This is a genomic window from Xylophilus ampelinus, assembly GCF_003217575.1.
Taxonomy (GTDB): domain Bacteria; phylum Pseudomonadota; class Gammaproteobacteria; order Burkholderiales; family Burkholderiaceae_C; genus Xylophilus; species Xylophilus ampelinus.
Map to the genome: position 1 here is coordinate 51,545 of NZ_QJTC01000003.1, position 18,723 is coordinate 70,267.

The 18,723-nt window shown below is 70.3% G+C and carries 19 protein-coding genes and 1 tRNA gene; 2 read left to right on the plus strand and 18 right to left on the minus strand.

Annotated features, from left to right (window positions below; translation table 11 throughout):
* Window positions 1–125 precede the first annotated feature (125 nt).
* The gene (locus DFQ15_RS03175; protein ID WP_110464581.1) at window positions 126–485 is read left to right on the plus strand and encodes an RNA recognition motif domain-containing protein; all 360 of its coding nucleotides are present in this window, start codon (window positions 126–128) and stop codon (window positions 483–485) included.
* A 98-nt stretch (window positions 486–583) separates the two neighbouring features.
* Here DFQ15_RS03175 and DFQ15_RS03180 read toward each other — a convergent pair whose 3' ends face one another.
* From DFQ15_RS03180 to DFQ15_RS03200, 5 genes are all read right to left on the minus strand, one after another.
* Window positions 584–2,074 carry an ABC transporter substrate-binding protein gene (locus DFQ15_RS03180; RefSeq protein ID WP_110464582.1) on the minus strand — a complete coding sequence of 497 codons (1,491 nt, stop codon included), beginning with the start codon at window positions 2,072–2,074 and terminating at the stop codon, window positions 584–586.
* Window positions 2,075–2,138: 64 nt separating this feature from the next.
* Window positions 2,139–3,023 carry an ATP-binding cassette domain-containing protein gene (locus DFQ15_RS03185; RefSeq protein ID WP_110464583.1) on the minus strand — a complete coding sequence of 295 codons (885 nt, stop codon included), beginning with the start codon at window positions 3,021–3,023 and terminating at the stop codon, window positions 2,139–2,141.
* Window positions 3,024–3,032: 9 nt separating this feature from the next.
* Window positions 3,033–4,022: an ABC transporter ATP-binding protein gene (locus DFQ15_RS03190; RefSeq protein ID WP_110464748.1), complete on the minus strand. Its 990-nt coding sequence runs from the start codon at window positions 4,020–4,022 to the stop codon at window positions 3,033–3,035.
* Between the two features lie 109 nt (window positions 4,023–4,131).
* The gene (locus DFQ15_RS03195; RefSeq protein WP_110464584.1) at window positions 4,132–4,998 is read right to left on the minus strand and encodes an ABC transporter permease; all 867 of its coding nucleotides are present in this window, start codon (window positions 4,996–4,998) and stop codon (window positions 4,132–4,134) included.
* Window positions 4,991–5,941: an ABC transporter permease gene (locus DFQ15_RS03200; protein ID WP_110464585.1), complete on the minus strand. Its 951-nt coding sequence runs from the start codon at window positions 5,939–5,941 to the stop codon at window positions 4,991–4,993. Before DFQ15_RS03200 ends, DFQ15_RS03195 begins: the two co-directional genes overlap by 8 nt.
* A 198-nt stretch (window positions 5,942–6,139) precedes the next feature.
* Here DFQ15_RS03200 and DFQ15_RS03205 point away from each other — a divergent pair, with 198 nt between their 5' ends.
* Entirely contained in the window at window positions 6,140–6,397 is a 258-nt protein-coding gene (locus DFQ15_RS03205; RefSeq protein WP_110464586.1) for a YfhL family 4Fe-4S dicluster ferredoxin, read from the plus strand.
* A gap of 201 nt (window positions 6,398–6,598) precedes the next feature.
* Here DFQ15_RS03205 and DFQ15_RS17665 read toward each other — a convergent pair whose 3' ends face one another.
* The 13 genes from DFQ15_RS17665 to DFQ15_RS03265 form a co-directional block, all read right to left on the minus strand.
* Window positions 6,599–6,739 (minus strand): hypothetical protein, encoded by a 141-nt coding sequence (locus tag DFQ15_RS17665; RefSeq protein ID WP_233504246.1) that lies wholly within the window; start codon window positions 6,737–6,739, stop codon window positions 6,599–6,601.
* Entirely contained in the window at window positions 6,685–8,031 is a 1,347-nt protein-coding gene (locus DFQ15_RS03210) for an ABC transporter ATP-binding protein (RefSeq protein ID WP_233504247.1), read from the minus strand. Before DFQ15_RS03210 ends, DFQ15_RS17665 begins: the two co-directional genes overlap by 55 nt.
* A gap of 49 nt (window positions 8,032–8,080) precedes the next feature.
* Complete coding sequence (locus DFQ15_RS03215; protein WP_110464587.1) at window positions 8,081–8,920, minus strand: ABC transporter permease; 840 nt, start codon at window positions 8,918–8,920, stop codon at window positions 8,081–8,083.
* 127 nt (window positions 8,921–9,047) lie between these two features.
* Window positions 9,048–10,013 (minus strand): ABC transporter permease, encoded by a 966-nt coding sequence (locus tag DFQ15_RS03220; RefSeq protein WP_110464588.1) that lies wholly within the window; start codon window positions 10,011–10,013, stop codon window positions 9,048–9,050.
* Between the two features lie 178 nt (window positions 10,014–10,191).
* Window positions 10,192–11,739 carry an ABC transporter substrate-binding protein gene (locus DFQ15_RS03225; protein WP_110464589.1) on the minus strand — a complete coding sequence of 516 codons (1,548 nt, stop codon included), beginning with the start codon at window positions 11,737–11,739 and terminating at the stop codon, window positions 10,192–10,194.
* A gap of 250 nt (window positions 11,740–11,989) precedes the next feature.
* Entirely contained in the window at window positions 11,990–14,143 is a 2,154-nt protein-coding gene (locus DFQ15_RS03230) for a TonB-dependent siderophore receptor (protein WP_110464590.1), read from the minus strand.
* 113 nt (window positions 14,144–14,256) lie between these two features.
* On the minus strand, window positions 14,257–14,613 hold the full coding sequence (locus DFQ15_RS03235; protein WP_110464591.1) for a hypothetical protein: 357 nt from the start codon (window positions 14,611–14,613) through the stop codon (window positions 14,257–14,259).
* An 86-nt stretch (window positions 14,614–14,699) separates the two neighbouring features.
* Window positions 14,700–15,308: an aminoacyl-tRNA hydrolase gene (gene pth / locus DFQ15_RS03240; RefSeq protein ID WP_110464592.1), complete on the minus strand. Its 609-nt coding sequence runs from the start codon at window positions 15,306–15,308 to the stop codon at window positions 14,700–14,702.
* Window positions 15,309–15,452: 144 nt separating this feature from the next.
* Window positions 15,453–16,109 (minus strand): 50S ribosomal protein L25/general stress protein Ctc, encoded by a 657-nt coding sequence (locus DFQ15_RS03245; RefSeq protein ID WP_110464593.1) that lies wholly within the window; start codon window positions 16,107–16,109, stop codon window positions 15,453–15,455.
* 91 nt (window positions 16,110–16,200) lie between these two features.
* Window positions 16,201–17,181 carry a ribose-phosphate pyrophosphokinase gene (locus tag DFQ15_RS03250; RefSeq protein WP_110464594.1) on the minus strand — a complete coding sequence of 327 codons (981 nt, stop codon included), beginning with the start codon at window positions 17,179–17,181 and terminating at the stop codon, window positions 16,201–16,203.
* Between the two features lie 59 nt (window positions 17,182–17,240).
* A tRNA-Gln gene (locus DFQ15_RS03255) sits at window positions 17,241–17,317 on the minus strand.
* Window positions 17,318–17,342: 25 nt separating this feature from the next.
* Entirely contained in the window at window positions 17,343–18,206 is an 864-nt protein-coding gene (gene ispE, locus DFQ15_RS03260) for a 4-(cytidine 5'-diphospho)-2-C-methyl-D-erythritol kinase (RefSeq protein WP_110464595.1), read from the minus strand.
* Window positions 18,207–18,220: 14 nt separating this feature from the next.
* Entirely contained in the window at window positions 18,221–18,595 is a 375-nt protein-coding gene (locus DFQ15_RS03265) for a lipoprotein insertase outer membrane protein LolB (RefSeq protein WP_158528997.1), read from the minus strand.
* Between the last annotated feature and the right edge of the window lie 128 nt (window positions 18,596–18,723).

An 18,723-nucleotide genomic window follows, 5' to 3' on the forward strand; every position in this document is an offset into this window, starting at 1 on the left:
ATGGAGTTTGTGCAGCTTCGCTGTGCAGGCGTCCTTCGGTGATTGGTCAGTTTCGCGCTTCAGCTTTAATTTGTTTGTCGTGATTTGGGACTCCATCGCTTTCTCTGGTTCTTTTTGGAGTCCTCATGGGCAAAAAACTCTACGTAGGCAATCTGTCCTACAGCATCCGCGACAACGATCTGCAACAAGCGTTTGGCGAGTACGGCACCGTGGCCAGCGCCAAGGTCATGATGGAACGTGACACAGACCGTTCGAAGGGTTTCGGCTTCGTCGAAATGGGTACCGAGGCAGAAGCCCTGGCCGCCATCGAAGGCATGAACGGCCATGCACTCGACGGCCGCGCCCTGACGGTCAACGAAGCACGTCCAATGGAGCCACGAGCTCCTGGCGGCGGCGGCGGTCGTGGCGGCTACGGTGGTGGTGGCGGTGGTTACGGCGGCGGTGGTGGCGGTTACGGCGGTGGCGGTGGCCGCAGCGGTTACTGAGTTGCTTCTGCAGAATGAAAAAGGCTCCTTCGGGAGCCTTTTTCATTGGTACGGGTGACAGGCGACGGGCTCATGGGCAAGCGCCCCAGGACCTCCGTTCAACCCCAGGCCATCGCGCCGAGGTCGTTCACGAAGATCGGCATGTCCTTCCAGAAGCCCTTCAGGTTCTTGTGCGCCACGGTGATCCACTGCGGCTGGTACAGGAAGACGTTGGCCGCGTCCTGCGCCAGCAGCCGCTGGGCGTCGCCCAGCAGGCGGGCCCGCTCGGCGCTGTCGCCGGTGCTGCGGATCTTGTCGTAGAGCGCGTCGAACGCGGGCGACCGGTAACCCCAGTAGTAGTCGGCCTTGGCGTAGTTGCCCAGGTCGAACGGCTCCACGTGCGAAATGATCGACAGGTCGTAGTTCTTGTTGCCGTAGGTGCCGCTGAGCCACTGCGCCCATTCCACGTTCTGCAGCCTGGCGACGATGCCGATCCTGGTCAGCTGCGCCACCAGCACCTCGCCGCCCTGGCGGGCGTAGGGCGTGGGCGGCAGCGTCACCGTCAGCTCCAGCGGGGTCTTCACCCCGGCCTCGGCCAGCAACGCCCTGGCCTTTTCCACATCGAACGGGTTGATGCCGGTGGTGTCCACGTACCCCGGCGCGCCGGGCACGTAATGGCTGCCGATCGGCACGCCGTAGCCGTCGGCCGCGCCTTCGATCATCGCCTTGCGGTCGATGGCGGCGCAGATCGCGCGCCGCACCCGCACGTCGTCGAGCGGTTTGTGTCGGTGGTTGATGGCCACGATGGTCTTCGCGCGCGAGCCGCCCACCACCACCTGGAAGCGCGGGTTGCCCTTGAACTGCGGCACGCTGCGCGGTGCGAAGCGCGCGAAGATGTCCACGTCGCCCGCCTGCAGCGCCGCGCCCTGGGCCGCCGGGTCGCCGATGAAGCGGAAGGTGGCCTTCTTCAGCGGAATCGCCGCCGCGTTGCGGTAGCCGTCCCAGGCCTCCAGCACCAGCGAGGCGCCGCGGTTGTAGCTGCCTAAGCGGTACGGCCCGGTGCCCACCGGCCGGGTCGCGTTGCCGTCGGCGCTCTTGGGTTCCACGATGATCGCGGTGGCCTGGCCCAGCAGGAACGGAAAGTCGGGATCGACCTCGCTCTTGGTCAGCACCACGGTGTGCTCGTCGACCGCCTGCACCTTCAGGTCTGCGAAGCTGCGCTTGTCCTTGTTGGTGCTTTTCTCGTACGCGGCGCGCTCGAAGCTGAACTTGACCGCCTGCGCATCGAAGGGCTCGCCGTTGTGGAACTTGACGCCGCGCCGCAGCCGGAAGGTGAGCGTCTTCAGGTCGGGCGATACCTCGTAGCGCTCGGCCAGCAGCGGCGTCACGCTGCCGTCGGCGTTGATTTTGGTGAGTGTCTCGTAGATGTTGTAGAGCGTGACCTCGGCGATGGACGACGCGGCGGCGGCCGTCGGGTCCAGGCCCGCCGGCTCCAGGGTCATACCGAGCACGATCGCGTTCTTGCGGGGCTGGGCGATGGCGGCGGCGGGCAGCACCAGCGGTGCTGCGGCGAGTGCGCTGGAGGCTAGGACGGTACGGCGATTCGGCATGGCAGGCTCCGGACAGTGGCGGGGAAGGAAGAGGGATAAGCGGTACGGCGGTCGGTGCGGCCGTTCAGCGCGGCCCGGCGCGCGGCACCGCGGCCAGCAGCGCCTGGGTGTAGGGATGGGCCGGCGCGGTGAACAGCTGCCGCGGCGTGCCGCGCTCGACCACCCGGCCCTGGAGCAGTACCACGACCTCGTCGCACAGGTGGTTGACCACCGCCAGATCGTGGCTGATCAGCAGGTAGGCGATGCCGAACTGCCGCTGCAGGTCCTGCATCAGGTTGAGCACCTGGGCCTGCACCGACACATCGAGCGCGCTGACCGGCTCGTCGGCCACGATCAGTTTCGGCCGGGTGACGAGGGCCCGGGCGATCGCGATCCGCTGGCGTTGGCCGCCCGAGAACTCGTGCGGGTATTTGTCGAGGTCACTGGCGCGCAGGCCGACGGCGGCCAGCGCCTCGGCCACCCGTGCCCGCCGGTCGGCGCGGCTGCCGGCGGCGGCCCCGTCCAGCGCGGCCAGCGGCTCGGCGACGATGCGCGCCACCGTCTGGCGCGGGTCGAGCGAGCCGTACGGGTCCTGGAACACCATCTGGATATCGCGGCGGGCGGCGCGCAGCGCCTCGCGCGGCAGCCGGTGCAGGTCCTGGCCCAGCAGCCGCACGCTGCCGGCGGTGGGCGCATCCAGCGCCATGACGATGCGGGCCAGGGTCGACTTGCCCGAGCCCGATTCGCCGACGATGCCCAGGCTCTGCCCTGCCTCGATCCGCAGGCTGACGCCGTCGAGCGCCCGCACCTTCGCCGCCGGCTTGAACAACGAGGTGCGCGGCAGGGCGTAGTCGCGGACGATGCCGGTCACCTCCAGCAGCCAAGCCTGTGCGCCCGAGTTCGAAGAAAGAGTGGCTGTGGCCGGCTCCCCATGCCGACTAGTAGCTATGATTTTTGTAGCATCTTCCATCGAGACCCTTCAGACGCTGCCGGCCGCAGCCGCGATCTCCCGCAGCCGGATGCAGCGGACCGCATGGGTGCGCGAGAGCCAGACCGGCGGCGGCCGCACCGTGTGGCAATCGGCCACCGTATGGGCGCAGCGGCCGGCGAACGGGCAGCCGGCGGGCAGGTCGACCAGCTCGGCCACGCTGCCGGCGATGGTGGGCAGGCGGGTGCCGCGCGGCGCGCCGGGCAGCGGGCGGGCCGCGAACAGGCCGCGGGTGTAGGGATGCGCCCGGCGGGCGAACACCTCGGCGGTGCTGCCGCTCTCGACCACGCTGCCGCCGTACATCACCAGCACCCGCTGCACGCTCTGGGCGATCACGCCCAGGTGGTGCGAGATCAAAATCAGCCCCATGCCGCGCTCGGCGACCATCGAGCGGATCAGGTCGAGGATTTGCCGCTGCAGCGTCACGTCGAGCGCGGTGGTCGGCTCGTCGGCGATCAGCAGATCGGGGCCGCAGACCAGTGCCATCGCGATGCAGATCCGCTGGCGCTGCCCGCCCGAGAACTGGTGCGGGTAGGCGCCCAGCTTGGCCGCCGCGTCCGGGATGCCGACGCGCTCCAGCAGCGCCAGCGCCTGCCGGCGGGCATCGGCTTTCGACAGGCCGCGGTGCAGCCGCAGCGGCTCGGCCACCTGCCGACCGATCGGCTGCAGCGGGTTGAGCGCGGTCATGGGCTCCTGGAACACCATGCCGATACGGTTGCCGCGGATCGAGCACATCGAGCGGTCGCTGCGGCCGACCAGTTCGCGCTCGTCGAAATGGATGCTGCCCGAGACCTCCGCACTGGCGGGCAGCAGGCCCATCAGCGCCTGCACCGTCAGCGACTTGCCGCAGCCCGATTCGCCGACGATGCCCAGCGTCTCGCCGCGCGCCAGGGTGAAGCCGATGCCGCGCACCGCATCGGCCGGGCCGCGCGGCGTCTGCAGCCGGATGCGCAGGTCTTCGACGTGGAGCAACTTCGTCATGCGGATGTCCGTTTCTTCTCGCAGGAACACCGCGGAACCGGCTCCGCCGGGCCGCTGGTGTTGCCCCCTGCAAGGGGGTGGGCGGACCGCGCAGCGGGTAGCCTGGGGGTCATCGTGAAAGCCTCGGGTCGAGCAGGTCGCGCAGGCCGTCGCCGAGCAGGTTCAGGCCCAGCACGGCAAAAGCGATGGCCGCGCCCGGCCACACGGCCAGCAGCGGCGCCTGGAACATCAGCGTCTGCGCCTCGCCGAGCATGCGGCCCCACGACGGCTGCGGCGGCTGGGTGCCCAGGCCCAGGTAGGAGAGGGCCGCCTCGGCCAGGATCGCGATCGCGAAGCGGATGGTGACCTGCACGATCAGCGTGGCCGAGATGTTGGGCAGCACATGCTCCCAGGTGATCGCCCACGGCCCTTTTCCGCAGGCCCGCGCGGCGGCCACGTAGTCGCGCGACCAGACGGTCGCGGCCGAGGCGCGGGTGATGCGGGCGAAGGTGGGGATGTTGTAGATGCCGATCGCGACGATGGCGTCGACCATGCCCGGCCCGAAGACTGCGGTCATCATGATCGCCGACAGGATGGCCGGGAAGGCCAGCGAGAAATCCGCGAGCCGCATGATGGTTTCCTCCACCCAGCCGCGCCGCGCCGCGGCCAGCAGCCCCAGCGCGGTGCCGACCGACAGGCCGATGCCCACCGCCACCAGGCCCACCAGGATCGACGCCCGCGCGCCCACCAGCAGCAGCGACGCGACGTCGCGGCCGAAGGCGTCGGTACCCAGCCAGTGCGAGATCGAGGGCGGCTGCAGCTTGGCGGCCAGGTCCATCTCGTAGACGGGCCACGGCGTCCAGGCATACGACACGGCGGCGGCCAGCACAAGCAGCAGCGTCAGCGCCGCGCCGATCGCGAAGCCGGGGTGGCGCAGCGCGCGCGGCCAGAAACCCGGCGGGCGCGTCTGCACAAGGGGGGCGGCGGCGCTAGACATCGCGGGGCTCCAGGCGCGGATCAATCACCGCGTACAGCACGTCGACCACGAAGTTGACGACCACCACCATCGCGACCAGCAGCATCACGCAGTTGCGCACCACCACCAGGTCGCGGTTGCTGATCGCCTGGAAGACGAGGCGGCCCAGGCCGGGCAGGAAGAAGACGTTTTCGACCACGATGGTGCCGGCCAGCAGCTCGGTGAACTGCATGCCCATGACGGTGACGACCGGCACCATCGCGTTGCGCAGCACATGGCGCCAGAGCACCGCCCGTTGCGACACGCCCTTGGCACGGGCGGTGCGCACGAAATCCTCGCGCATCACCTCCAGCACGGCCGAGCGGGCGACGCGCGCCAGGATCGCGGCCTGCACCACCGCCAGCGACAGCGCCGGCAGCAGCAGGGCCTTCAGGCCGGACAGCACGCCTTCGCCCCAGCCGTCGAAGCCGCCGGCCGAGAACCACTGCAGCTTCACCGAGAACAGCACGATCAGCAGGATCGCGAACCAGAAGTTGGGAATGGCGATGCCGACCTGCGCGATGCCCATCAGACCCACGTCGCCCAGCCGGTTGTGGCGGGCCGCGGCGGTCACGCCCACCAGCAGTGCCAGCACGGTGGTGAGCGCCATCGCCAGCAGGGCGAGCGGCACGGTGAGCGCCAGGCGCTCCAGGATCAGGTCCCATACCGGCGAGCCGTAGCTGGCGCTGTCGCCCAGCTGCCCGTTGGCCAGGCCGCCGATCCAGTGCCGGTACCGGGTCCAGGCGGGCTGGTCGAGGCCCAGCTTGGCGGAAAGCGCCGCCACCGCCTCGGGCGCGGCATCGGGGCCCATCAGCACCTGCGCGGCATTGCCGGGCAGGATGTCCAGCACCGCGAACACCACGACCGACGCCGCCGCCAGTGTGAGCAGCAGGGCCAGGAAGCGCTTGGCAAGGAACACACTCATCGTGGGCGGGGCGCAGGTTCGGCAGCGCGGGGCTGCGGCCGTGGTGGGGTCCGGTGCATTATGGGGGCGGGTTTTGGTGGTATGCGCGCTTGCGGGAAGCGCAGAGTCCCGACGGTGCCGGGGTTACCGGGCGGGGCGGATAATCGGCCGCATGCGCTGCCGCCCCGTCCTTCGTTCCTGCCCTGTCGGAGGTGACGCATGGCGCTGATGATCACCGACGAGTGCATCAACTGCGACGTCTGCGAGCCCGAGTGTCCGAACGACGCGATCCACCCCGGCGAGCTGATCTACGAGATCGACCCGAACCGCTGCACCGAGTGCGTCGGCCACTTCGACGAGCCGCAGTGCGTGCAGATCTGCCCGGTGGCCTGCATCCCGAAGGATCCGGCGCATGCGGAAGGGCACGACACGCTGTACCAGAAGTACATCCGACTGCAGGTGGTGCCGGCGGGGTGAGTTCCGGGTAGTGGCGTGCGGGGGGTGTCGCGCTTGGCCGGACCTGGTCGGCGGGGCACTCCCCTCCGCGAATGTCCCCGCCTTCGGCTCCTCCTTTATTTCGCTGCGGGGAGCGCCCCACCGACCAGGTCCTGCGGTGTGTGAGGACCGGGGCTGCGGGCGTCAATGTCTTCCGCAAAAGCGCCGATGCTTCGAGCGTGTTCAGGCTGTGATGGTCGTGTGCGCCGTCTGTTCCCGCAGGTGTACGAAATGCGAGCCTACGGCCGCGGCCATGTCGACGTCGTGCGTCACCAGCACCAGGGCGGCGCCGGTGTCGTCCACCGCGTCCAGCAGCGTGGCCATCGCGTCCTGCCGGGTGATCGGATCGGGTCGAGGCGCGAGGTGGGCTCGTCGGCGAAGAGCAGGGCGGGCTGCACCGCCAGCGCGCGGGCCAGGGCGATGCGCTGCAGTTCGCCGCCGGAGACTGCCGAGGGCATGCGGGCCAGCACGCCGTCGGGCAGGCGCAGTCGCCGCAGGCGCTCCTGCACCGTGGCCCACGGCCGGCCGTGCAACCGGGCCACGTCGCGAAGCGAGCGCTCCAGGCTGGCATGCGGCGCGAAGGAGGCGATCGGGTCCTGGTAGAGCTTCTGCAGGGCGTGGGCACGCAGTTGCGGCGCCCGGCGCACCCGGCCCGTATCGGGCGGCAGCAGGCCCAGCAGCAGGTTGCCGAGCGTGCTCTTGCCGGTGCCGCTCGGACCCTGCACCACCCAGCGCTGACCGGCGTGGATCTTCATGTCGATGCCCTCGAACAGACTTCGGCCGCCGAGTTGCTTGGCAATGCCGTCGGCTTCCAGCACCAAGGCGCCGGTGGCCGGTTCGGCGCGCCTGGGCCAGCGGGCCGGGTCGGCGGCCAGCAGGCGGCGGGTGAAGTCGTGGCGGGGGGCGGCCAGCACGGCGGCGGCGTCGCCTTGCTCGATCGCCTCGCCGCCCTGCAGCACGATCACCTGGCCGCCGAGGGCGCGGGCGACCTGGATGTCGTGGGTGATGGTGACGACGCAGCCGCCCGCCCGCCGCACAGACTGCAGCAGCGCCACGGTGCGGGCACGCCAGTGCGCATCCAGTCCCTTGGTAGGCTCGTCGGCCAGCAGCACCCGGGCGCCGCCGGCCAGGGCGATGGTGGCCGCCGCGCGCTGGGCCATGCCGCCGGAAATCTGCCAAGGGTAGCGCTGGCCGGCCGCCGACAGGCCTGCACCCGCCAGGCCTTGCCGGGCGGCGGCGTCGGCGGCGTCGGAATCGGCGCCGCGGACCAGCGCGTGCACTTCGGCCAGCTGCGGCGCGATGCGGCCCAGCGGATCGAGCGCCAGCGCCGGCTCCTGCGGCAACAGGCCCAGGGTGCGGCCCCAGGCGGGGCGGCGTGCGGCGGCGTCCGCCGCGTGGGTGGTGCGGCCGTCCAGCGTGACGCTGCCGCCGGCGCGCAGGGCGGCGGGGAGGATGCCGACGACGGCCTGGGCCAGCAGCGATTTGCCGGCGCCGCTTTCGCCCAGCACCGTGAGCGATTCGCCGGCGTGCAGCGTGAACGACACGCCGCGCAGCAGGGTGTGGGCGCCGACATGGACCGACAGGCCGTCGGCCGCGAGAAGCACGGTGCCGGTCATGCGGGACTCCTGTGGCAGCGCTTCGGCGGGTGGAGTCTGGCGGTCGCCTTCATGTCGAAGCCTCCCGTTCGCCGGCCAGCAACAGCATCCCGAGCACCAGGAGCGTCAGCAGCGCGACCGGCGCGGCGATGAGCCAGGGCGCCTCCTCGTAGTGGGGCAGGGCCTCGGTCATCATCAGGCCCAGCTCGGCTGTCGGCGGCTGCAGGCCCACGCCGATGAAGCCGAGCGCGGCCAGCGCCAGCACCGCCTGCGCCGCGCTGAAGGCCAGCAAAGTGCCCAGCACCGGGGCCAGTGCCGGCAGCAGGTGGCGCCGCACCAAGTACACCGGGCCGAAGCCCAGCAGACGCGAGGCCTGCACCGCATCGCCCGCCAGCACCGGCCGTGCCACCGCCCGGCCGACCCGGAAATACTCCACCCAGAGCGACAGCGACAGGCCCAGGTACAGCGCCCAGTGCCGGCCCGGCGCCAGGCCCGCGAACAGCAGCACCAGCAGCAGGCCGGGCACCGACAGGACGGCATCCGAGAGCATCACCAGCGCCCGCTCCACCGCGCCGCCGCGCCAGGCGGCCAGCAGTCCCAGCAGCACGCCGGGCACCGCCGCGGTGACGACGGCCAGTAGCGCCAGGCCGAGCGAGAGTTGCGCCGCATGGGCCAGCCGCGCGACCACGCTGCGGCCGAAGACATCGGTGCCCAGCCATTGGGCCGCGCCGGGCGGCGCCAGGCTGTTGTTCAAGTCCTGGGCTGCTGGATCGGTGCCGACCACGGCCGGCCCGAAGGCGGCGAAGCAGGCCAGCGCCAGCATCACCGCCAGGCCGGCGCGCGCACGGCCTCGGCGGCGGGCGGGCGGCATGGTCGACTGCGCGGCGGGGGTGTCGAACACGGCGCTCATGGCAATACCTTCGTGCTGCGCACCGCGGTGCGCGCTTGTCGGGGGCGGCCCGGCACGGTGTTCATGGGAAGTACCTTCGTGCTTCGCACTGCGGTGCGAGCTTGTTGTGGGCGGCCCGGCACTGCGCTCATCGTGCATCCTCCAGCCGGCGGCGCGGGTCGAGCGCCAGGCAGGCGGCATCGACCAGCAGGTTGAAGACGACGAAGAGCAGACCCATGCAGAGCGCGGTGCCCTGGACCATCGGCACGTCGCGGCCGAAGATCGCATGCACCAGCGCAAGGCCGATGCCGGGCCAGGCGAAGAGGCTCTCGACCACCACAGCGCCTTCCACCAGAAACACCGCATGCACGCCCAGGTAGGCGACGACCGGCACCGCGGCGCTGCGCAGGGCGCGCCGCAGCAGCGCCTGGGTGTCGCCCAGACCCTTGGTGCGGGCGAACGCGTAGGCGGGCGATTGCAGCGCGTCGCGCAAGGCCTGCCGGGTGACGCGGGCCAGGCCGGCGGCCAGGCCCAGCGCCAGGGTGAGCGCGGGCAGCAGCAGGCTGCCGGCGTAGTCGTCGCCGGCCACCGGCAGGGCGCCCATCCGCACCGCGACCAGCAGCATCAGCAGCACCGCCAGCAGGAAGGGCGGCATCGCCCGCAGCAGAACCGCCAGCGCCAGCGTGGCGCGGTCGATGCGGCCACCGGCATGCAGGCCGGCCCAGGCGCCCAGCGGCAGGCCGATGGCCATCGCCAGCAGCAGCGCGGCCACGCCCAGGTCGAGGGTGGCGCCCAGCTGCGCGCGCACCTCGTGCCAGACCGGATCGCCGCTGACCAGGGAGCGGCCCAGGTCCAGGCGGGCCAGCGTGCCCCACCAGTGGGCCAGGGCCTGCCACAGCGGCCGGTCGAGGCCCAGCTCGGCGCGCACCGCGTTCGCGGCGGCGTTGCCGACCAGGTCGTAGCCGTAGCGGCTTGCCGCGACGCGCATCGCCACGTCGCCGGGCAGAGCGCGCGCCATGAAGAAGCACACGGTGCCGACCAGCAGCGCCAGCGCCACCACTTGCACCGCGCGGCGGGCCAGCAGCGCCGCCCAGGGGGAGCGTAGCGGGGTCATCGTTTCACCTCTCTGCGCAAAAGGGGCCTGCCGCGCCCGACGGAGTCGGCAGGCCGATTGCTATAATTTTCATAGCATGTGGTCGGCGTGCGGCGGCGGCTATAGGCATTTCTCGTTCGAAATTTTGCATGGGGACCCGGGCCAGAGTGCTGCAAGGCGACCGGGCGCACCTGCAGGCTCACGCGCGCCATGTCATCTCGGTCAGGCGGTAGGAGCGCTCCAGCGGGTCCAGGCGCACGCCGACCACCCGGGGGCTGACGGCCACCTGCTGCCGGTACCAGACGACCGGGATCACCGGCAGCTCGGTCTGCAGCACCTCGGCGATCCGGCCGCGCAGGGCGGCGGCGCGGGCCGCGGTGGGGGTGCCGCGCGTCAGCTCTTCGAGCGCGGCCACCACCGCGTCGCTCTTCCACCCCATCGCGCCCCAGTCGCCGCCGCGCGGGCCGAAGTCCTGCGCCAGCGTGCCGCTGGGGTCGGGCACGGTTGCGTAGTTGCGGGCGCCCAGGCCCAGCTGCAGGCTGCCGTCGCGGTGGCCCAGCGGAATGTCGCCCGAATTGCCGATGGCGATCTGCACAGCGATGCCGGCCTGCCGCCACTGCTCCTGCAGCGCGGTGGCGAAGAGGGGCAGCTCGGGCCGGTCGACGAAGGTACGCAGCACCAGCCGCAGCGGCTGCCCTGCCGCGTTGCGCAGGCCGTCGGGCCAAGGGTGCCAGCCGGCCTGTCGCAGCAGCTGCGCCGCGACCTGCGGATCGTGGCGCAGCGGCGGCAGCGCGGCGTTGTGCCAGTCGCCCAGCGTCGGCGGAAAAAGCTGGGTCGCGGCCAGCTCGGGGTCGCGCAGCAGGGCGCGGGCGATGCCGGCGCGGTCGATCGACAGGCTCAGCGCCTGCCGCACCCGGAGGTCCCGCAGTGCCGGATCGGCGGCGTTGAGCTTGAGCACCGCGGTGCGCGGCAGCGTGACCGCCGCGATCGGCACCTTGCCGCGGCTGCGCAGGCGCTGCAGGCTCACCGGATCCAGCCCGTAGGCCAGGTCGGCCTGGCCGGCCTCAGCCATCAGCGCGCGGGTCTCGGCGCGGCCGGCGGCCAGGTAGCGCACCCGGGCGATGGCGGGGCGCGGGCCGTCGTAGCCTTCGAACACCGTGGTCTCGATGCGCTGCGGTGCCGACAACACCGCGATGCGGTAGGGCCCGCTGCCGACGATCCGCAGGACCCGGCCCTGCGCGTCGAACGCGGACGGCGCCAGCACCAGCGTGCTGCTGTGCGCCAGCAACGCCGGCAGCCGGCCGTGCGGCTCCGAGAGGGCGATCACCACCTCGCCGGGGCCATCGGCCTCCATCGACCGGATCGGCGCGCCGCTCAGCAGCGACGGCACCACCTGCGCCGTCCGCAGGCAGCGCACCACCGCCTCGGCCGTGACCGGCGTGTCGTCGTGGAACCGCGCGGCGGGCCGCAGCACGAAGCGCCAAGTGCGGCCGTCGGCCGATGTGCTCCAGCGCTCGGCCAGGGCCGGCGCGGGCGTGCCGTCGTCCAGCGCGCCCATCAGCGTCTCGGCCACCTGCAGGCGGGCGAACATGTAGCCGCTGGCCGCCGGCGCCAGCCCGCTCACCTCCCACGGGCCGACCAGCTGCAGCGGCGCAGGCTCGGCCGCTCGGGCGAACGCGGGAAGCGCACCGATCAGCGCGCCGCACTGCAGCAGGCGGCGCCGCTCAGGAATGAAATGCAGGGACATCGTTGATAAGACGCGAAGGACGGTTGTTCCCAGGGCTCCCGTGGATCCGGCTCCGCCGGTCCACCGGGCGCGCGCCCCTTCCCGCGCAGCGAGAGAAGGGGGGGGGGGCGGCGCAGCCGCTCCGGGGGGATGCACTTAGAGCGGCTAACACAACCCTTCTGGCGTCGTTGCCGCACCTTGTCGTACTACTCGTACTGTCTGCGATGCGGCGCCTAGCCAGAACCGCTTCGCTGGGTTGTGTTAGCCGCTCTTAAAACCTGACTTGCAGGCCCAGCGTCACCGCCCGGCCCATGCCGGGGGTCACCCAGACCCGGTTGTAGGAGCTGGGGTAGTAGCTGCGGTCGAAGACATTGTCCACATCCAGCGTGAGCCGCACGGCGGGCGTCAGGCGCCAGTAGGCGACGATCTTGGCGGTGGTGTAGTCCGGCAGGTCGAAGGCGGCGGTGCCGGCATTGGCCTGGGCCTGGGTGCGGGCCTCGCCCAGCCGCTTGCCGGTATGGGTGACGCCGCCGCCGATGCCGTAGCGCTGGCCGTTGGCTAAAGCGTTCTCGTACACCGCCAGGACGCTGCCGTTGACCTTGGGCACGTTGAGCAGGCGGCCGCCCACCTCCAGCGTGTTGTCGCGCGTCACCTCCACGTCGTTGACCACCAGGTTGGCGTTGATCCGCCACTGTCGGGTGACCTGGCCGGCGAAGTCGAATTCGGCACCGCGGCTGCGCACCTCGCCCGCCGCGACGGAGAAGCCGCCGTTGAACGGGTCGCTGGTCAGCACGTTGCGCTTGCGGATGTCGAACAGCGCGGCGGTCGCGCCGATGCTGTGGTCGGCGCTCTCCCATTTGGTGCCCAGCTCCAGCGCGCGGCCCTTCTCGGGACCGAAGGCGGCATTGGTGGCGCTGCTGCCGGCGTTGGGGCGGAACGATTGGCCGGCGTTGCCGTACACCGTCCACTGCGCCGTGGGCAGCCACGCCACGCCGATCCGCGGCGAGGTGGCCGACGGGTCCTGCGACGTGATGCCGCCGTTGCGGCGGTTTTCCAGGCTCTGGCGGTAGTGGTCGGACCGCAGGCCGGCGACGACGCGCCATGCGGGCGAGAGCTTGATCGCGTCCTGCAGGTAGAACGCGGTGTTGCGCTGGCGCTCGTAGGTGCTGGTGTTGGGCAGCGGCGTGGGCTGGGTCCGGCCGTAGACCGGATTGTTGATGTCGATGCCGTAGGGCGCCGCGGCGGTCGGGTTGACCCGCAGCATCAGCGTGTCCATATCGAAGCGGTAGGTCTCGACGCCGAAGAGCAGTTCGTGCTCCAGCGCGCCGGTCGCGATGTTGCCGATCAACTCGGCCTGCACCGCGGTGTCGTCGGAGCCGTAGTCGCGGTAGCGGCGCTGGCGGGTCAGGAGGCCGTCGGTGCGCAGCGCGGCGGCTTCGGTGGAGAAGCCCTTGATCCGGGTCTCGCGGTAGGACAGGCCCAGGCGGCTGCGCCACCGGGTGTTCCAGTCGTGCGACAGGATGAACTGGTGGGTCTGGTTGTCGACCGTCACGTCGCCGTCGGCCGGCTCGCCCAGGAAGCGTTCGCGCGGAATCGCGCCCAGCCGGTTGTCGACCGCCACCACGCCGCGGTCGAGCGGGGTGCTGTGGCGCAGGATCTCGCCGCTGTACTCCAATACCGTGGCATTGGTCAGCTTCCAGGTGAAGGCGGGCGCCACCACCCTGCGCTCGGAGCCGACGAAATCGCGGAAGCCGTCGCGGTCCTCCGCCGCCACGTTGAGCCGGTAGGCGAAGCGCTCGCCGATCGGGCCGGTGCTGTCGAAGGTGGCGCGCTTCAGGCCGAAGCTGCCGGCATAGGCCTCGACCGCGTTCGCGGCCTTCCAGAGCGGCTTCTTGGTGACGATGTTGAGCGTGCCGCCGGGCTCTGTGCTGCCGTAGAGGGCGGCGGCGGTGCCCTTCAGGAACTCGATCCGCTCCACGCCGGCCAGGTCGCGCGGCGCATTGAAGCCGCGGTTGGACGAAAAACCGTTCTGCAGCGTCGCCATGCCGGTGCTCTCGTTGCCGGGCAGGCCGCGGATCGCGATGTTGTCCCAGAGTCCGCCGAAGTTGTTCTGCCGCGAGACGCCGCCGACGTAGTCCAGCACGTCGTCGAGCCGGGTGGCGCCCAGGTCGTCGATCACCTGGCGGGTGACGATGCGCACCGACTGGGGCAGCTCGCGCAGCGGCAGGTCGGTCTTGGCACCGGCGGCTTCGTCGGCGTGGTAGGTGCCGGATTCGGTACGGCCGACCACGTCGGTCGTGGCGAGTGTGGGCGCGTCGGGGCTGCGGGAAGGTGCGTCCTGGGCGAAGGCTCCGGAAGCCCACAGGGCGGACACGGCGAGTGCCGCGGGCAGGCGGCCGATGGCGGGAGAGGAACGAGAGGGCATGGGAATCGACGACCGAAAGACAAGGTATCGCAAGCGCAGGGGCTGCGGTGCAAAAAACGGGTCGTGGGCGCAGCGCCCCGACCGGGAGCGGGGCGGCACCGGCGAGCCGCGGCCTATCCCGCCGCCGGCGGATCCCGTGCTGCGAACCTTGCGCGCCACGGCGCGGGCTGCGGCGCGTCTTCGCGCGCCGCCCAGTGCAGCGGCGCGGCCGGCAGGGCCACCGGTTCCCAGATCGTCGGCATCGTCACCGCGGGCAGGGCGCCGTGCGCCTGCAGCAGGCATGCGTTGCAGGCGACATGCGCGCCATCCGGTGCCGGATCGACGGGCATCTTGTCGGAGGCGGCGTGCGCGACCGCAACGAGCCCGCTTCCCGGCCCGCCGCCATGGGCGTGGCGGACCGCGCCGGCCGCGGCGTGGAAGCACGCCAGCAACAGCAGCAGCCAGAGGAGTACGGGGGATCGTGTGCGCATGGGGGAAACCGAGGCTGAGGATCATACAGTTGACACGCAGTTATCAGTTGAGCCTCGGCGCGGCGCGGGGAATGCCCGCGGCCGCATCAGACGCCTTCGGGGCGCGGCGGCTTGGGGCGCGGCGGCAGCGCGGTGTGGACCAGCATCGTCGCCTTGTCCATCTCGCCCGCCAGCAGCGCCGGCACCGCCTTCAGCGACCGGTCGATGCACTGGTCGATCGCGATGCGGTGGTCGAGCGAGGGCTTCTTCAGCACCCAGTGGATCACCTCGCCGCGGTCGCCCGGATGCCCGATGCCCAGGCGCAGCCGCCAGTAGTCGGGGCTGCCCAGCTGGGCGTGGATGTCGCGCAGGCCGTTGTGGCCGGCGTGGCTGCCGCCGAACTTGAGCTTTACCTGGCCCGGCACGATGTCGAGCTCGTCGTGCGCCACCAGGATCTCGGCCGGCGCGATCTTGAAGAAGCGGGCCAGCGCCGCGACCGACTTGCCCGACGCGTTCATGAAGGTGAGCGGCTCCAGCAGCCAGACCGTTTGCCCGGCGATGGTGGTGCGCGCCATCAGGCCCCAGTAGCCCTTCTCGACGTTGAGCTGCAGCTTCCACTCGCGTGCGAGCGCGTCGATCCACCAGAACCCTGCGTTGTGGCGGGTCGCCTCGTAGTCCGGACCCGGGTTGCCCAGGCCCACGAACAGTTTGATCATGGAGGTGAATTATCCGGAGTGCGGGTGGGGACCCCGGGTGCGGCCCGGCCGCGGCCGCGGCGCCGTACCACCCAAAGAAAAGGCCCGCCGAGGCGGGCCTTGGTGCGGCCTGGAAAACCGCGCCTTGCCGACGAGGGCGAAGGCCTACTTCTTCTTGCCGCCCTTGCCCTTTTCGGCAGGCGCGGCCGCAGCGGCGGCGGCCGCTGCAGCAGCGGCTTCTTCCGGCGTCGGCTCTTCTTCGGCGGCCGGCGGCACGGCCGAGGCCAGCACCGGGTTGACCTTGCCGTGGCTCACGAATTTCACGCCCTTCGGCAGCTTGATGTCGTTGATGTGCAGCGTGCCCATTTTGGTCATGCCGGACAGGTCGACTTCGATGAATTCCGGCAGGTCGGCCGGCAGACAGGTGACTTCCATTTCGGTCATCACGTGCGTGATCAGATTCTGGTCGACCTTCACTGCAGGGGACTCTTCCTCGCCCTTGTAGTGGACCGGGACCTTCATCGTCAGGCGGGTCTTGGCATCGACGCGCTGGAAGTCGACGTGCTGGACGAGCTGCTTGTACGGGTGGTACTGCACGTCGCGCAGCAGGACCTTGCTGGTGGCGCCGGCGAATTCCATCTCGAGGATGGAAGCGTGGAAGGCTTCCTTCTTCAGCGCATGCCACAGCGCATTGTGGTCGAGTTCGACCAGTTGCGGCTGGCTGTCGCCACCGTAGACGATACCGGGCGTCTTGCCCGAATTGCGGAGACGGCGGCTCGCACCCGTACCCTGCTTGGCGCGCTCATAAGCGACGAATTTCATAGCTAACTCCTGTGGAAGCCGACCGCGACCAGTGCGGCTCCTATTGCAAAAAAGGGCCCTTGGATAAGAACCCTGCGGCGTTCGCGGACGGTCAGAACAGGTTGTCCTGGTCCGAGAACAGACTCATCACCGATTCGCCCTTGGCGATGCGCTGGATCGTCTCGGCGATCAGCGGGGCCACGGACAGTTGGCGAATCTTGGTGCAGCCGCGCGCGTTGTCTGCGAGCGGGATGGTGTTGGTGACGACCACTTCGTCGAGGGCGGTGCCGCTGGCGATGCGCTCGAGCGCCGGACCCGAGAAGACAGGGTGGGTACAGTAGGCGTAGACCTTCTTGGCACCGCGTTCCTTCAGTACCTCGGCAGCCTTCAACAGCGTGCCGGCGGTATCGATCATGTCGTCCATGATCACGCAGTTGCGGCCGTCGATCTCGCCGATGACGTGCATCACTTCGCTCACGTTGGCCTTCGGCCGGCGCTTGTCGATGATGGCGAGGTCGCAGTTGAGTTGCTTGGCGAGCGCCCGGGCGCGGACCACGCCGCCGACGTCGGGCGAGACGACGATCAAGTCTTCGTAATTCTGTTGGCGCAGGTCGCCCAGCAGCACCGGCGACGCGTAGATGTTGTCGACCGGAATGTCGAAGAAGCCCTGGATCTGGTCGGCGTGCAGGTCCATCGTGAGGACGCGCGACACACCCACGGTCTGCAGCAGGTTGGCCACCACCTTGGCCGAGATCGGCACCCGCGACGAGCGCGGGCGACGGTCCTGGCGGGCATAGCCGAAATAGGGGATCACGGCGCTGATGCGTTCGGCCGACGAGCGCTTGAGCGCGTCGACCATCACCAGCAGTTCCATCAGGTTGTCGTTGGTGGGCGCGCAGGTGGACTGCACCACGAAAACGTCCCGGGCCCGCACGTTCTGATTGATCTCGACGGTGATCTCGCCGTCGGAGAACCGGCCGACCTGCGCACTGCCCAGCGTGATGCCGAGGTGGGAGGCGATTTCGGACGCCATGCCAGGGTTGGCGTTTCCCGTGAACACGAGGAAATCGGGGTGGTGGTTTTGAACCTGCATGGGCGATCCCGGCGACCTTGGAAAACTGCTGTGTGCGCCGGCGGCGTCACGGAGAAATTTGGCAGGGGAAGAAGGATTCGAACCTTCGCATGCTGGAATCAAAATCCAGTGCCTTAACCAGCTTGGCGATTCCCCTACACAGGTCTGCAGCGCATCGCTGCCTACCCTTTATTCTGGTTGGGTGCCCACCCCGCCAACGGATGGATACCCAGATTATTGCACTGCCGAATCTGCCAGCTGTCGGGTGCGCCGGTCAGATCCGCCTCGTGCGGCATCGGTGCGAACACGGCGCTTCCGGAGCCTGTCATCCGGGCACTGAGTCCGCGCGTGGCAAGCCAATCGATGGCCTGCCGGACGTCGGAGCATTGCGTCTCGGCAACAGGCTGGAGGTCGTTTCGGCCAAAACCGAAGTGCTCTGCAGCGAAGCCTGCGATTCTAGCACTAGGAGAATCGCGTTTGAGCCGGTCCGACAAAAAAATCGATTTCGTGTCGAGTCCGGCGGCGGGCTTGACCACCGCGAACCGTGCGGCGGGCAGCACCGCGTCGCCCTCCAGGGGCAGGATGCGCTCGCCGACACCCTCGACCCAGGCGTTGTGTCCGCGCAGGAAGAAGGGCACGTCGGCGCCGAGCCGCAGGCCCAGCGCTTCCAGCCGTTCCAGCGGCAGGTCGAGCGCCCACAGCCGGTTGAGAGCGAGCAGGCAACTGGCCGCGTCGGACGATCCGCCGCCCATGCCGGCCTGGGCGGGCACGTGCTTGGCGATGCCGATGTGGGCGCCGTCCGCGCCGCCGCCCGCCTGCTGCAGGAGGCGCGCGGCACGCAGCACCAGGTCGTCGGACGGCAGCGTCGCCGTAAGGTCCTCGCGGCTCAACTGTCCGTCGGTGCGCAACTCGAAATGCAGCACGTCGCACCAGTCGATCAGCATGAAGACCGACTGCAGCAGGTGGTATCCGTCGGCGCGCCGCCCGAGAATGTGCAGGAACAGGTTGAGCTTGGCCGGGGCCGGCACGTCGTAGAGGGCGCGCATGCGGCAGCGGGCTTTCAGCGCTCGAAGACGATGCGCAGCGTGGCGGCCGGCAGCGGGGCGTCGCGCCGCGCGGTGATGCGGCCGTCTTCGCGCTGGCGCAGGTCGGGCGTCCAGCCCGGCACCTGGCTCGGCGTGCCGGCCAGCCAGTCGAAGAGCGCGGCCACCGGGATCGGGGTGCCGGTGACCTGTGCCACCAGTGTGTCGAGCGAGCCGAAATTGCGCACGTCCTGGCCCGAGCGCAGCGTGGCGCTTCCCGGCGCCCACTCCAGCACTGCGACCGTTCCGCCCAGCGGTGTGAAGAGCGAGAGCTGGCCCGCGGCGGCGTTTCCCTGCAACTCGAAGGAGGCGGCGAACGACTGCGTGTCCCGCCCTTCGACTTGGAGTGCCATCCTGCCGCTCCAGAGGCGGTCTTCCGGCATTTTCGAGGCCCTGGCCGGCGCCATTCCCTGGCATCCAGCTATCGAAAAAATAGCACTGGCGGCAACGGCGCTCAGCCAGTGCCGGCGGCCGCGGCGGT

What these genes read in the sequence shown, in the direction of transcription:
- DFQ15_RS03175 (WP_110464581.1), top strand. Translation starts at nt 126, where the DNA reads ATGGGCAAAAAACTCTACGTAGGCAATCTGTCCTACAGCATCCGCGAC.
- DFQ15_RS03180 (WP_110464582.1), bottom strand. Translation starts at nt 2,074, where the DNA reads ATGCCGAATCGCCGTACCGTCCTAGCCTCCAGCGCACTCGCCGCAGCA.
- DFQ15_RS03185 (WP_110464583.1), bottom strand. Translation starts at nt 3,023, where the DNA reads ATGGAAGATGCTACAAAAATCATAGCTACTAGTCGGCATGGGGAGCCG.
- DFQ15_RS03190 (WP_110464748.1), bottom strand. Translation starts at nt 4,022, where the DNA reads ATGACGAAGTTGCTCCACGTCGAAGACCTGCGCATCCGGCTGCAGACG.
- DFQ15_RS03195 (WP_110464584.1), bottom strand. Translation starts at nt 4,998, where the DNA reads ATGTCTAGCGCCGCCGCCCCCCTTGTGCAGACGCGCCCGCCGGGTTTC.
- DFQ15_RS03200 (WP_110464585.1), bottom strand. Translation starts at nt 5,941, where the DNA reads ATGAGTGTGTTCCTTGCCAAGCGCTTCCTGGCCCTGCTGCTCACACTG.
- DFQ15_RS03205 (WP_110464586.1), top strand. Translation starts at nt 6,140, where the DNA reads ATGGCGCTGATGATCACCGACGAGTGCATCAACTGCGACGTCTGCGAG.
- DFQ15_RS17665 (WP_233504246.1), bottom strand. Translation starts at nt 6,739, where the DNA reads ATGGCCACGCTGCTGGACGCGGTGGACGACACCGGCGCCGCCCTGGTG.
- DFQ15_RS03210 (WP_233504247.1), bottom strand. Translation starts at nt 8,031, where the DNA reads ATGACCGGCACCGTGCTTCTCGCGGCCGACGGCCTGTCGGTCCATGTC.
- DFQ15_RS03215 (WP_110464587.1), bottom strand. Translation starts at nt 8,920, where the DNA reads ATGAGCGCCGTGTTCGACACCCCCGCCGCGCAGTCGACCATGCCGCCC.
- DFQ15_RS03220 (WP_110464588.1), bottom strand. Translation starts at nt 10,013, where the DNA reads ATGACCCCGCTACGCTCCCCCTGGGCGGCGCTGCTGGCCCGCCGCGCG.
- DFQ15_RS03225 (WP_110464589.1), bottom strand. Translation starts at nt 11,739, where the DNA reads ATGTCCCTGCATTTCATTCCTGAGCGGCGCCGCCTGCTGCAGTGCGGC.
- DFQ15_RS03230 (WP_110464590.1), bottom strand. Translation starts at nt 14,143, where the DNA reads ATGCCCTCTCGTTCCTCTCCCGCCATCGGCCGCCTGCCCGCGGCACTC.
- DFQ15_RS03235 (WP_110464591.1), bottom strand. Translation starts at nt 14,613, where the DNA reads ATGCGCACACGATCCCCCGTACTCCTCTGGCTGCTGCTGTTGCTGGCG.
- pth (WP_110464592.1), bottom strand. Translation starts at nt 15,308, where the DNA reads ATGATCAAACTGTTCGTGGGCCTGGGCAACCCGGGTCCGGACTACGAG.
- DFQ15_RS03245 (WP_110464593.1), bottom strand. Translation starts at nt 16,109, where the DNA reads ATGAAATTCGTCGCTTATGAGCGCGCCAAGCAGGGTACGGGTGCGAGC.
- DFQ15_RS03250 (WP_110464594.1), bottom strand. Translation starts at nt 17,181, where the DNA reads ATGCAGGTTCAAAACCACCACCCCGATTTCCTCGTGTTCACGGGAAAC.
- ispE (WP_110464595.1), bottom strand. Translation starts at nt 18,206, where the DNA reads ATGCGCGCCCTCTACGACGTGCCGGCCCCGGCCAAGCTCAACCTGTTC.
- DFQ15_RS03265 (WP_158528997.1), bottom strand. Translation starts at nt 18,595, where the DNA reads ATGGCACTCCAAGTCGAAGGGCGGGACACGCAGTCGTTCGCCGCCTCC.